The organism is Mesobacillus boroniphilus, from assembly GCF_018424685.1.
Taxonomy (GTDB): domain Bacteria; phylum Bacillota; class Bacilli; order Bacillales; family Cytobacillaceae; genus Mesobacillus; species Mesobacillus boroniphilus_A.
In genome coordinates this window covers 1,887,311-1,899,791 of the sequence record NZ_QTKX01000001.1, presented here as the reverse complement: position 1 = coordinate 1,899,791, position 12,481 = coordinate 1,887,311, and the positions used below count along the sequence as shown (strand labels likewise).

Sequence of the window (12,481 nt, the reverse complement as noted above, 5' to 3'; positions counted from 1 at the left end):
TAATAATGAGAACTATTGAAATTTTGAGTTTGACATTGTTATGGCCCAGGTCCTTGACCTGCACAATAGAAATTGGAAAGGGTGATGTTCATGACGAAACCAGTGGTAGCTATCGTTGGGCGTCCGAATGTCGGCAAGTCTACGATTTTTAACCGAATCGTTGGTGAACGTATTTCGATCGTTGAAGATATTCCTGGAGTAACGAGGGATCGTATATACAGTTCAGCTGAATGGCTGACACATGATTTTAATATTATTGATACTGGTGGGATAGATTTAGGGGACGAGCCATTTTTGGATCAAATCCGCCAGCAGGCTGAAATTGCAATTGATGAGGCAGATGTGATCATTTTCCTTGTCAACGGCAGAGAGGGAGTAACATCAGCTGATGAGGAAGTGGCAAAAATCCTCTATCGCTCCAACAAACCAGTGGTCCTTGCGGTCAATAAAATTGACAATCCGGAAATGAGAGACATGATCTACGACTTTTATGCTCTGGGATTTGGAGAACCTTTCCCGATTTCTGGTTCACACGGACTTGGTCTGGGTGATTTGCTTGATGAGGCAGCTAAGCATTTTCCAAAGGATAAGGAAGACGAATATGATAAAGATGCGATTAAGTTTTCATTAATCGGTCGGCCGAATGTTGGCAAGTCTTCTTTAGTGAATGCGATTCTGGGAGAAGACCGCGTAATTGTAAGTGATATCGCGGGTACGACCAGAGACGCGATTGACTCTCAAGTAACCTACGATGGACAAAAATATGTCATTATTGATACTGCTGGAATGCGTAAAAAGGGAAAAGTGTACGAAACGACCGAAAAATACAGTGTATTAAGGGCATTAAGGGCTATCGAGCGGTCTGACGTTGTACTTGTTGTCATTAATGCGGAAGAAGGCATTATCGAACAGGATAAGCACATCGCCGGATATGCCGAAGAAGCAGGCCGCGCAGTTATCATCGTTGTTAATAAATGGGATGCAATCGAAAAAGACGAAAAGACAATGAAGGAGTTTGAGGAAAAAATCCGTTCTCACTTCCAATTCCTGAGCTATGCACCAATTGTCTTCTTATCGGCAAAAACAAAGAAACGAATCCACACTTTGATGCCGATGATTGATATGGCAAGTGAAAACCATGCGATGAGGGTGCAGACCAATATCCTCAATGAAGTCATCATGGACGCTATTGCGATGAATCCGACGCCAACAGACAAAGGGAAGAGGCTAAAGATTTATTACGCGACACAGGTTTCGGTGAAGCCGCCTACATTTGTTGTCTTTGTCAACGAACCTGAATTATTGCATTTTTCTTATGAGCGATTCCTTGAAAACAGGATCAGGGATGCCTTTGATTTCACAGGCACACCAATCAAGATATTTGCGAGACAAAGAAAATAATATAAAGGTTGTGGTTTAAATGGAAAGGAAGAGTGAGAAAATAGCTATTCTTGGTGCCGGGAGCTGGGGAACGGCTTTGGCAATGGTCCTTGCTGATAATGGCCATGAGGTTCGTCTGTGGGGGCATAATACAGTACAAATTGATGAAATCAATCAGCACCATACCAACAAGAAATACCTTCCTGAAATTTCTCTGCCTGCAACCATCATTGGCTATGATTCACTTCAGGAGGCATTGGACGGAATCAAAACAGTAATTATGGCTGTTCCTACAAAAGCGATTCGTGAAGTAATCAGGAAGATGAAAGTAATTACTTCTGAACCCCTGGTAATTGTCCACGTCAGCAAAGGGATTGAACCAGATTCCTTGCTTCGTATTTCTGAAATGATCGAAGAAGAAATGCCTGAGGGCTATTTAGAAAGTGTTGTAGTCTTATCCGGTCCAAGCCATGCCGAAGAGGTAAGCCTGCGCCACCCGACGACGGTCACTGTATCCTCGAAAAAAATGGAAGAGGCCGAAAAAATCCAGGACCTGTTTATCAACAATAACTTTAGAGTTTACACAAATTCGGATTTGATCGGTGTGGAAATTGGCGGGGCACTTAAGAATATTATTGCTCTCGCTGCCGGTATTTCGGATGGATTAGGTTATGGAGATAACGCCAAGGCTGCCTTGATTACCAGGGGGCTGGCTGAAATAGCACGTCTTGGAGTCAAAATGGGCGCCAGTCCGTTGACTTTTTCAGGACTGACAGGGATAGGAGACTTGATTGTCACTTGTACGAGCGTCCATTCCAGGAACTGGCGGGCTGGAAACCTGCTTGGCAAGGGCCAAAATCTTGAGGAAGTCCTTGAGAACATGGGGATGGTCGTAGAAGGTGTCCGGACAACAAAGGCGGCTTATCAGCTTGCTGAAAAATACGGAGTCAATATGCCAATAACGAATGCGCTATATAATATCCTCTTCAATAACGTCAATCCGAAGGACGCAGTTGATGGCTTGATGTCACGAGAGAAAACCCACGAGATGGAAGACCTGGCTGACGTCCTCGGAGGCAGAATCTGATTTAGAAAAATTTTCTAATGAATAATGCTGCCAATATAGGCATTCGAGGATGCGATTTCTGCAATGCTTGCATAAGATGCAACGAAGCAAACTGGTGGTTTGAACTGGGTGTTAGGGTATTTTAGTCATGTAGGCTGAGGTAAAGTTGTCCGCCCCTTCTTTACTTCAGCTTTTTTTTGCCTTCATTAGGAATTTATTTGCATTCATTATTGTTGCTTATGATATAATACTTCTCGGAAAAGGGAGGGGTTTATTTTGTCACCCGCATTATTAAAAATGTATATTTCTTTTGTTGGTATGGGCAGTATGATTCTGTCTTTGTTTGCCATTTATTTAAGCCGTTATAAGCTAAAAGGTTTTTTCAAAATTGCAACGGCAATCATAGCCTATTTGCTGATGATCGTTGCAGGGCTGATAATCTTTTTTGTTGTTTTCAGCGGTCCGACGAGCGAATAAAATACATAGGATTAAAGGGTTGGGATTAATGAACAAAATCCGCATTTTTATGCCAGTCATCCTGGTCTTGCTTACATTGACTGGTTGTATGTATCCGGAAGAAAAACTTGTACAGAATCAGGTTCCTTATAAGGACCAGCTGGACAGTGTCCAGTCTGCGGTTGATCAGTACAAGGAAGCAAATGGCGGCTTGCTGCCCATCAAGACAAAGGATTTAGAGACACCGATTTATCAAAAGTATCCAATAGATTTCAAAAAAATCGTTCCAAGGTTTATCGCTGAGGCGCCAGGCAATGCTTATGAAAATGGCGGTTTGTTTCAATATGTCCTAGTTGATGCAGAAACAGATCCAACAGTGAAGTTGCTCGACTTGAGAATAGCAGAGACAATCCGTGAAATAAAAATGAGGATCAATGCAACTGGATATCCTCCTTTCAAGGATCGTATCTCGGAAAATGTGTATACTCTAGATTTTAAAAAGATTGGCTATAAAGAGGAGCCTGTCGTTACAAGCCCGTTCACGAGCCAGAACCTGCATTTTATCATCTCGACTGATGGTGAAATTTACGTGGATTATCGGAGTGACCTCTACCAGGCTATTAAATCATCAAAGAAAGAATTTGAAGAAGGTGAGGATATTCGAGATATCCTCGTTGAAAATTCCATGTTCGTTCCAGCGTATTCTCTGCCTTATACTATCGATATGGAGACCAATGAACCGGTCTTTTTTGTAAAGGAATAATGTAGGTAGTTCATAGCCTGGCCGAATAACACGATTGCTCATTTTAATAAAGTAGTCATAACCCTGCTTCTGCAAAATATATTGTAGAAGCAGGGTTTTTTTGTCTTTAAAAAGATATCAATTGTTCTCATAAATGGGAATTGAAGGAGTCTTTTTTGAAATAAACATTAAGGGGGTAAAAAAATAAAAAAATTGTCATATTGATATAGGACAACATCATAAATATATACTGTCCCAGATTACTAATTTGGATGAATTTATTCCCACTAACTCTATGATCGGGAGGGGATCACTTGGAAAAGGTAGATATTTTTAAGGATATCGCCGAGAGGACTGGCGGCGATATTTACCTGGGGGTTGTAGGTGCGGTCCGCACTGGAAAATCCACTTTTATTAAAAAATTTATGGAGCTGGTGGTTTTACCTAATATCAATAACGAGGCTGAAAGAGCCAGAGCGCTTGATGAGCTGCCACAGAGCGCAGCAGGTAAAACAATCATGACCACTGAACCGAAATTCGTGCCTAACCAGGCCGCATCTGTTCACGTTGATGATGGTCTGGATGTAAATATCAGGCTCGTAGATTGCGTAGGGTACACAGTTCCAGGAGCAAAGGGCTATGAGGATGAGAATGGGCCAAGGATGATCAATACGCCTTGGTATGAAGAACCAATTCCTTTCCATGAAGCAGCAGAAATTGGAACTAGGAAGGTTATCCAGGAACATTCTACGCTCGGTGTCGTCATTACGACTGATGGGACAATTGGCGAAATCCCAAGACAAGATTATATTGAAGCAGAAGAAAGAGTAATTGAGGAACTCAAGGAAGTCGGCAAGCCGTTCATCATGGTGATCAACAGTGCACAGCCGTATCACCCAAATACGGAAACACTGCGTGCCCAACTGGCTGACAAGTATGATATCCCTGTGCTTGCCATGAGTGTTGAAAGCATGCGGGAATCAGATGTACTCAGTGTGATGAGGGAAGCACTTTACGAGTTCCCTGTACTAGAAGTGAACGTCAATCTGCCAAGCTGGGTAATGGTTCTCCGCGAAAACCACTGGTTGCGTGAGAGCTATCAGGAAGCTGTCAAGGAGACAGTAAAGGACATTAAGAGGCTGCGTGATGTAGACAGGGTCGTCCATCAATTCAGCGACTTTGAATACATTGACAGGGCTGGACTGGCGGGCATCGAAATGGGCCAGGGTGTGGCTGAAATCGACCTGTATGCTCCAGATGATCTTTATGACGAGATTCTAAAAGAAATCGTAGGCGTAGAGATACGCGGCAAGGATCACTTGCTTGAACTGATGCAGGAGTTTGCATATGCTAAAACAGAGTTTGACCAGATTTCAGATGCACTTAAAATGGTTAAGCAGACAGGATACGGAATCGCTTCGCCTTCTCTTACGGACATGAGCCTGGAAGAACCTGAAATCATTCGCCAGGGGGCGCGTTTCGGTGTTCGCTTAAGAGCAGTAGCCCCTTCAATCCATATGATCAAAGTGGACGTCGAATCCGAATTCTCGCCAATTATTGGTACAGAGAAACAAAGTGAAGAGCTCGTTCGTTACTTGATGCAGGATTTTGAAGATGATCCGCTATCAATTTGGAATTCGGATATCTTTGGCAGAAGTTTGAGTTCAATCGTCAGAGAAGGAATTTCGGCAAAATTGAGCTTGATGCCTGAAAATGCACGTTATAAATTAAAAGAGACGCTGGAAAGAATCATCAACGAAGGTTCCGGTGGATTAATAGCAATCATATTATAATTGGACTCCTTTTTGGAGTCTTTTTGTTTTGTGCCAGGCGATATTGATATATACTTCCTTAAGTGAGTGATTCAAGTACTTTTTTATCCGAAATTAATCTTCTAATATAACTTGCTTTCTGTGAATTATGAGAAAAGACCTTGATTATGGCTTGCGTATTCAGGAGAAAAGGCATAAAATTCATTATTGTATGTTTGATTCCTCCTGTTCCGGGTAATGAATTAGGGTCAACATATTACAAATATGTTTCAAAGAAGAAAAGATTCCCATTATTTCTTGAAATTATCTTGATAAGAGGAAAACATTATGATAATCTTTTAACAGAATTAGCGTTGTTGCTTAAAAACCCTTATATAACAGGGTTTCGAGCGATTTGAGGTTTCTTTATCATAGTTTTTTTAAAACTGTGATAATAAAATCTTCCGGCAACGTATAGAATTCAAATGTTTTGTTTAGAAATGTAGTAAAGATGCTTAATTTCTGAGCAATGGGATCTCTTTGGGAGGAGGTGAATGGCATGAACAAAACAGAACTTATCAATGCAGTTGCAGAAGCTAGTGAGCTTTCAAAGAAAGATGCAACAAAAGCAGTTGACGCTGTTTTTGATTCAATCTTAAATGCATTAAAAGATGGGGACAAAGTACAATTAATCGGTTTTGGTAACTTCGAAGTTCGTGAGCGCGCTGCCCGTAAAGGACGCAACCCACAAACTGGTGATGAAATCGAAATCTCTGCAAGCAAGGTGCCTGCTTTCAAACCTGGCAAAGCGCTTAAGGATGCAGTGAAATAATTACATACGACGCACTGAGCGTATGCTAAACCCTAAAGGCCGCGACCTGTTCGCGGCCTTTTTTCTTTGCATATGAATATTAAGTTTTGCCTGCTGAGAATTGGTTATGCTAAGATGAAAATATTATAATCAAATAGTTGCTTAACTATACAGGATTATAATGAGATTGTTGAATCATAGGAGGAAACGCAGATGTCAAACGTCAATCGTGCCCAAATCGAAGAAGCGGTGCGTTTAATATTAGAAGCAGTCGGTGAAGACCCTAACAGGGAAGGTTTGCTTGATACTCCCAAGCGGGTCGCGAAGATGTATGAGGAAGTTTTCTCAGGGTTGAACCAGGATCCTAAAGAATATTTCGAAACCATTTTTGGTGAGGACCATGAGGAGCTGGTCCTGGTTAAGGATATCCCTTTCTATTCTATGTGTGAACATCACCTGGTTCCTTTCTTCGGCAAGGCACATGTCGCATACATTCCACGAGGCGGTAAGGTTACCGGACTCAGCAAGCTTGCAAGAGCTGTAGAAGCAGTAGCAAAAAGGCCGCAATTACAGGAAAGGATCACTTCTACTATTGCGAATTCCATAATGGAAAAGCTGGATCCCCATGGTGTCATGGTAGTGGTAGAAGCTGAACATATGTGCATGACAATGAGAGGCGTCAAGAAACCGGGCTCAAAAACAGTTACATCTGCTGTAAGAGGAACTTTGGCCGAGGATGTAAACGCAAGGGCTGAGATTCTCTCATTGATTAAAGGCTAAAGAGCTTTGGCAACAAAGATTTCCGTAAAGTAACATTCAAAAGATTTCGAAGGCTGAAAGGAATTCTTTTAGCCTTTTGCTATATTATAAGAAAAGCGCAAGCGCCTTGGTCAGCCCCGACAAGCGCTGGAGGGCCTGACAGTGAAGTTGTTCTTTGACTTCATTGGCAGGACCGAAGCGACTCGAGGGGCTAGGCGCTGGAGCTGGACAATAAGAAAAGCGCAAGCGCCTTGGTCAGCCCCGACAAGCGCTGGAGAGCCTGACAGTGAAGTCGTTCTTTGACTTCATTGGCAGGACCGAAATCGAAAAGTATAGCCGACTGTTCAGAAACGCAGAAACTGGAGACTCCGACAAACAAGCGCTTTTTGCTTCTGCCGGCGGAGTTGAAGTTTCGGAGTTTCTAGGAGGCGACACTGGACAAGCGACTCGAGCTGGACAATTCTCGAAGTGAAATTTTATACTTTCCTATCACGTAAGAAACGGGGATAATCCGGGTACGTCCCGAACTCGACATATTCTTTCCTGTAAGGGGGATAATAATGGATAAGAAACAAGGTGTTAACACGGACTATGTTGTGATCAAGGCTATTGAGGATGGAGTGAACGTGATCGGTCTTACTAGAGGAACAGACACTCGATTCCATCATTCAGAAAAGCTTGATCAGGGAGAAGTTATGATTGCCCAGTTCACAGAACATACTTCAGCCATTAAAATCAGAGGGCATGCAAAAATTGTCACACCATTCGGTGAAATTGAGAGTGAGAAGAAGTAAATAAGTCCAAAATCAACTATTTTGTCACAAAATCAAGCTCAATTCTTCTCAAATAGTGTTTAATTTATAATATCGCGTTCATGTTTTTACTAATTGTGATATAATTGTCACTGCCTTGGAATGTTCGGTACAACTGCAACTAGTTATTTAGGCGCTTTTTTTATGTCTGTTTTAAAATATAGTACAGCTATATCTAGCTGGCTTTCCTGATTAAAACAATGTTAGGCCCGTCGCCGGCAATCCAACATAAATAAGGGGAACAAGGGTGATTTATTTGCTAGATTTACAAAACAAATTAGACGGCACCAGAGAGCTTCTTCTCGAAAAACTTTCACATCCTTATTTGCGGGAGCATATAGAATCTCCTTTTATAGATGATGACCGGCTCTTGTTGCTTACTTCATTGCTGGAACAGCAGGAAGTAAATCAGGAAAGAGCAAAGAATTACACTGTGACCACAATGCTCCTGCAAATTGCCCTTGATACCCATGAGCAGGTCCACAACTCACAACCAGGTGAAGAGGATGAAAGCCATAAGCGCCGCCAGCTGACGGTTCTCGCTGGGATTTATTTCAGCGGCCTATATTACAAGCTGCTGGCTGATTTGGATGATATAGAAATGATCAAGAGATTGGCTTCTGGTGTAAAAGAAGTCAATGAGCAGAAAATTTTGTTGTATCAAAAAGAAGCTGAAGCAATCGATAAGTTAATGGAAAGTGTAAAGTTAATTGAGTCGACTCTTTTAGGCAAGGTCGCTGATCATTTTGATGCGGCTGAATGGTTTGAGTTCGCTTCTAATTGGCTTTTTGTCAAAAGGCTGCTATCTGAAGAAACGAAGTTCATTAAGTCCGGAAGTTCACTGGTTTTCAATGCGCTGAAAAAGATTGCTTTGCCAAAAATGGACCAAAGTACAACAGAACTTTCTTCGGAACAGCAAAAATACCTTTTAACAATTTGCACACGATACATTGAATTTTCAATGTCGAAGATTAATGCAGCGTTAAAGAAAATGCCAGCGATGAACAGCTTGCTGATAGAACGGTTAGACCTGATCGCAGGTCAGCACCAGACCATGTCTAAAAAATTCGCGGAAGAAGGGTAATGCAATGCAGCAATCGAAAGAACAACGTGTTCATGGAGTCTTTGAAAAAATCTATGAAAATTACGACCAAATGAATTCTGTTATTAGTTTTCAGCAGCATATTAAATGGCGGAATGACACAATGAAAAAGATGAACGTCCAAAAAGGAGCCAAGGCACTTGATGTATGCTGCGGTACCGCTGATTGGACGATTGCGCTTGCAGAAGCTGCCGGGAAAGATGGCGAAGTGGTCGGGCTTGATTTCAGCAAAAATATGCTGAAGATAGGCGAGGAGAAATTGGAAGCCCGCAAACTGGACCAGGCAACCTTAATCCATGGAAATGCAATGGAGCTCCCGTTTGAGGATAATAGCTTTGACTATGTCACCATTGGTTTTGGTTTGAGAAATGTTCCTGATTACAACCAGGTGTTGCGTGAAATGTACAGAGTTCTAAAGCCAGGCGGGATGGCAGTATGCCTGGAAACTTCCCAGCCTACCATGCTAGGATTTAAACAAGCTTACCGTTTTTACTTCAGGTTTATCATGCCAATGTTCGGTAAACTGTTCGCGAAGAGCTATGAGGAGTATTCCTGGCTCCAGGAATCAGCTAAAGACTTCCCAGGCATGAAGGAACTCGCCAAAATGTTCTCCAAGGCAGGATTCGTTAACGTTGAATATAAACCATATAGCGGCGGAGTAGCAGCCGTGCATATCGGCCGTAAATAAGAAGAGTGCTTACAAACTGGTCAGTCGAGCTGCTTCTCTCAAGATCATCGAAGCCGCTTTAAGGACGATGACTGGAAATGCACTTGAGATGGACCTTTCTCCAGGTAAATACAATTATGATACTATATACAATAGACCATGGCTGTCCTTTTCTTTTTCGCTCGGCAAGGAAGGTCAGCCTGTTTTCATTTAGTGTTGGCACTTTGTTCATGAGTGACAGAATGACCTTTTTTAGAAGGGTTCCGAAGGAAGATAAAACTTATTAGCTTGGCGGGTTGGAAAGCTCCAAGCATAAAAGAAATCTCCTGATTTCATTGAGGCGGCGAAAGGGAAATTGTTAAGTTGCATCAATTGGATATCGAGGATGTAAAAAGCTGGGTGGATAAAGATGAAGATGAAGCTATTATATACATATTTGAATTCTGATTTGACATTGATAGAAAGAGAACTGGAAGAGGCGATCCAGGCGGATTCCCAACTGCTCAGACAGGCAAGCCTTCACTTGCTTAAAGCTGGCGGGAAAAGGATCAGGCCCGTTTTTGTTCTCCTTGGTGGAAAATTCGGTAATTACGATATCGATATCATCAAGGATGTAGCAGTCTCCCTTGAGCTCATCCATATGGCTTCCCTTGTTCACGATGACGTAATCGACGATGCTGAATTGCGTAGAGGGCAGGCGACCATCAAGGCAAAATGGGATAACAAGATTGCGATGTATACAGGAGATTATATCTTTGCTCGCGCGCTGGAGCTTATGACTGACATCGAAAATCCGACAGCACATCAGATTCTCTCCGATACGATAGTCGAACTAAGTGTTGGCGAAATTGAACAGATAAAAGATAAATATAATTTTGACCAGAATCTGCGTAATTATTTGTTACGGATCAAGCGGAAGACTGCTCTTCTTATTGCCGCGAGCTGCCAGCTTGGTGCTGTGGTAGCAGGAGTTCCGGAGCAGGAACATCGTAAATTGTATAAGTTTGGCTACTATGTCGGTATGTCCTTCCAGATCACTGATGACGTGCTGGATTTCACGGGTACTGAAAAGGAACTTGGGAAGCCGGCTGGCGGGGATCTTCTCCAGGGGAATGTCACTCTTCCTGTACTGTACGCAATGCAGGATGAATATATTAAAAACCGAATTAGGAATGTCCACGAAGGTATGCCAATGGAAGAGCTTAATGAAATCCTGAAGCTTGTACAGGAATCCGGTGCCATTGAAAAATCACTAGCTATTAGCGATCGTTATCTGGATAAAGCCCTTAAAATCCTTGAAGAGCTACCATCTAATAGGGCAAAGAAGTCATTGCGCGATATTGCCAAATTTATTGGTAAACGCAAGTATTAGCAAGTTGCGGATTTTTCAAAAAAATGATACTATTTCTAAGGATTGCTTTTGTAAGCGGTTCACATACATATAAGAATTAGGAGTGGAACTCATGGAAAAGACTTATTTGATGGTCAAGCCTGACGGCGTACAGCGCAACCTTATTGGTGAAGTTGTAGCTCGTTTCGAAAAGAAAGGCTTCCAGCTAGTTGGCGCAAAACTTATGAACATCCCAAGAGAACTTGCTGAAGAGCATTACGGCGAACACAAAGAGCGTCCATTCTTCGGCGAATTGGTAGACTTCATCACTTCAGGCCCAGTATTTGCTATGGTATGGCAGGGAGAGAATGTAATTGCTACTGCACGCCAGATGATGGGTGCTACTAACCCTAAGGATGCAGCTCCTGGAACAATCCGCGGTGAATACGGTGTGACTGTAGGCAAGAACGTAATTCACGGTTCTGACTCACCAGAAAGCGCAGAGCGTGAAATCGGACTATTCTTCAAACAAGAAGAACTGGCTGAATACAGCAAACTAATCAACGAGTGGGTTTACTAAGAAAAGCGTAAGTGCCTTGGTCAGCCCCGACAAGCGCTGGAGCTGGACATTTTTCGTAGTGAAATTTTTACTTTCTTAGTTTTTAAGATAACCCCCGGACACTTGTTACATGCAAGTGTCCTTTTTCTATTTCTAGGGCATTGCACAGATGATGGATGAGCTCCAAAAAAAATATATCACCCTACATCTTATTTTTCGATATAATGAAAATGTCCAACTTTTTCTAGTAACGAGAAGGAGCAAAATGATGCCGCAAGACTATGAACATTTTATCTCGAGAATCTATCAGAAGACAGGTATAAACCTTGCTCTATACAAAGAAGCGCAAATGAAGAGAAGGTTGACTTCGCTCTATCAAAAGAGAGGCTACTCATCTTTTAAAGAGTTTTTCCAGGCCCTTGATAAAGACCAGCAGCTCATGAACGAATTTCTTGATCGGATGACTATCAATGTATCTGAGTTTTATAGAAACGCAAAACGGTGGGAAGTCCTTGATAAATCGATAGTCCCTGAGTTATTAAGCAGAAACCCGAATCCGAAAATATGGAGTGCAGCTTGCTCCACCGGTGAAGAGCCTTATACATTATCCATGGTGATGTCAAAACATATGCCATTATCGAGGATACAGATTCAGGCGACTGATATCGATGACAATGCCTTGGCAAAAGCTAGTCGCGGAATTTATTCAGAAAGATCACTGAATGAAGCTCCAAAGGAAATGGTTAACAAGTTTTTTCGGCAGGATGGTTCTTATTATTCTGTGGAAGATAACATTAAGAAGACTGTTACGTTTAAAAAGCAAAATTTGCTTGCTGATCGTTTTGGTGGTCCGTTTGACTTGATCGTCTGCCGTAATGTCCTCATTTATTTTACCGAGGAGGCCAAGGAAAGCATTTACCATAAATTCAGCGAAGCATTAAGGCCAGGCGGGATTTTGTTTGTGGGAAGCACTGAACAAATCTTCAACCCCGGTACATATAACTTTGAAACCGCAGATACTTTCTTTTACAGGAAGAAATAACAGG

General features: G+C 42.1%; 15 protein-coding genes. All 15 read left to right on the top strand.

Going from position 1 to position 12,481, the window contains the following annotated elements:
• The first annotated feature begins 90 nt into the window (after positions 1-90).
• Complete coding sequence (gene der, locus DYI25_RS09705) at positions 91-1,401, top strand: ribosome biogenesis GTPase Der (RefSeq protein WP_213368266.1); 1,311 nt, start codon at positions 91-93, stop codon at positions 1,399-1,401.
• Positions 1,402-1,420: 19 nt separating this feature from the next.
• A complete protein-coding gene (locus DYI25_RS09700) occupies positions 1,421-2,467 on the top strand; it encodes an NAD(P)H-dependent glycerol-3-phosphate dehydrogenase (RefSeq protein ID WP_213368265.1) in 1,047 nt (348 codons plus the stop codon).
• Between the two features lie 255 nt (positions 2,468-2,722).
• Positions 2,723-2,923, top strand: coding sequence for a DUF2768 domain-containing protein (locus DYI25_RS09695; RefSeq protein WP_213368264.1), 201 nt, complete (start codon positions 2,723-2,725; stop codon positions 2,921-2,923).
• 28 nt (positions 2,924-2,951) lie between these two features.
• Complete coding sequence (locus tag DYI25_RS09690) at positions 2,952-3,665, top strand: hypothetical protein (RefSeq protein ID WP_213368263.1); 714 nt, start codon at positions 2,952-2,954, stop codon at positions 3,663-3,665.
• Between the two features lie 293 nt (positions 3,666-3,958).
• The gene (spoIVA, locus tag DYI25_RS09685; protein WP_213368262.1) at positions 3,959-5,437 is read left to right on the top strand and encodes a stage IV sporulation protein A; all 1,479 of its coding nucleotides are present in this window, start codon (positions 3,959-3,961) and stop codon (positions 5,435-5,437) included.
• A 517-nt stretch (positions 5,438-5,954) separates the two neighbouring features.
• Positions 5,955-6,227 (top strand): HU family DNA-binding protein, encoded by a 273-nt coding sequence (locus DYI25_RS09680; protein WP_023627533.1) that lies wholly within the window; start codon positions 5,955-5,957, stop codon positions 6,225-6,227.
• Between the two features lie 192 nt (positions 6,228-6,419).
• Positions 6,420-6,986: a GTP cyclohydrolase I FolE gene (folE, locus tag DYI25_RS09675; protein WP_041965672.1), complete on the top strand. Its 567-nt coding sequence runs from the start codon at positions 6,420-6,422 to the stop codon at positions 6,984-6,986.
• Between the two features lie 141 nt (positions 6,987-7,127).
• The gene (locus DYI25_RS09670; protein ID WP_213368261.1) at positions 7,128-7,268 is read left to right on the top strand and encodes a hypothetical protein; all 141 of its coding nucleotides are present in this window, start codon (positions 7,128-7,130) and stop codon (positions 7,266-7,268) included.
• Complete coding sequence (locus DYI25_RS09665; RefSeq protein ID WP_213368259.1) at positions 7,252-7,437, top strand: hypothetical protein; 186 nt, start codon at positions 7,252-7,254, stop codon at positions 7,435-7,437. Before DYI25_RS09670 ends, DYI25_RS09665 begins: the two co-directional genes overlap by 17 nt.
• An 88-nt stretch (positions 7,438-7,525) precedes the next feature.
• A complete protein-coding gene (gene mtrB, locus DYI25_RS09660; RefSeq protein ID WP_213368257.1) occupies positions 7,526-7,759 on the top strand; it encodes a trp RNA-binding attenuation protein MtrB in 234 nt (77 codons plus the stop codon).
• A gap of 265 nt (positions 7,760-8,024) precedes the next feature.
• On the top strand, positions 8,025-8,861 hold the full coding sequence (locus DYI25_RS09655; protein ID WP_342032491.1) for a heptaprenyl diphosphate synthase component 1: 837 nt from the start codon (positions 8,025-8,027) through the stop codon (positions 8,859-8,861).
• Between the two features lie 4 nt (positions 8,862-8,865).
• Positions 8,866-9,567 (top strand): demethylmenaquinone methyltransferase, encoded by a 702-nt coding sequence (locus tag DYI25_RS09650; RefSeq protein ID WP_213368256.1) that lies wholly within the window; start codon positions 8,866-8,868, stop codon positions 9,565-9,567.
• 388 nt (positions 9,568-9,955) lie between these two features.
• Positions 9,956-10,918, top strand: a complete 963-nt coding sequence (gene hepT / locus DYI25_RS09645) for a heptaprenyl diphosphate synthase component II (protein ID WP_213368255.1) — start codon at positions 9,956-9,958, stop codon at positions 10,916-10,918.
• Positions 10,919-11,009: 91 nt separating this feature from the next.
• A complete protein-coding gene (gene ndk, locus DYI25_RS09640; protein ID WP_213368254.1) occupies positions 11,010-11,456 on the top strand; it encodes a nucleoside-diphosphate kinase in 447 nt (148 codons plus the stop codon).
• 247 nt (positions 11,457-11,703) lie between these two features.
• Positions 11,704-12,477, top strand: a complete 774-nt coding sequence (locus DYI25_RS09635; protein WP_213369528.1) for a CheR family methyltransferase — start codon at positions 11,704-11,706, stop codon at positions 12,475-12,477.
• Positions 12,478-12,481 lie beyond the last annotated feature (4 nt).

Excerpts from the sequence above, each read along its gene's own strand:
- der (WP_213368266.1), top strand. The coding sequence starts at position 91 with ATGACGAAACCAGTGGTAGCTATCGTTGGGCGTCCGAATGTCGGCAAG.
- DYI25_RS09680 (WP_023627533.1), top strand. The coding sequence starts at position 5,955 with ATGAACAAAACAGAACTTATCAATGCAGTTGCAGAAGCTAGTGAGCTT.
- folE (WP_041965672.1), top strand. The coding sequence starts at position 6,420 with ATGTCAAACGTCAATCGTGCCCAAATCGAAGAAGCGGTGCGTTTAATA.
- DYI25_RS09635 (WP_213369528.1), top strand. The coding sequence starts at position 11,704 with ATGCCGCAAGACTATGAACATTTTATCTCGAGAATCTATCAGAAGACA.
- DYI25_RS09700 (WP_213368265.1), top strand. The coding sequence starts at position 1,421 with ATGGAAAGGAAGAGTGAGAAAATAGCTATTCTTGGTGCCGGGAGCTGG.
- DYI25_RS09650 (WP_213368256.1), top strand. The coding sequence starts at position 8,866 with ATGCAGCAATCGAAAGAACAACGTGTTCATGGAGTCTTTGAAAAAATC.
- DYI25_RS09690 (WP_213368263.1), top strand. The coding sequence starts at position 2,952 with ATGAACAAAATCCGCATTTTTATGCCAGTCATCCTGGTCTTGCTTACA.
- hepT (WP_213368255.1), top strand. The coding sequence starts at position 9,956 with ATGAAGATGAAGCTATTATATACATATTTGAATTCTGATTTGACATTG.
- ndk (WP_213368254.1), top strand. The coding sequence starts at position 11,010 with ATGGAAAAGACTTATTTGATGGTCAAGCCTGACGGCGTACAGCGCAAC.
- mtrB (WP_213368257.1), top strand. The coding sequence starts at position 7,526 with ATGGATAAGAAACAAGGTGTTAACACGGACTATGTTGTGATCAAGGCT.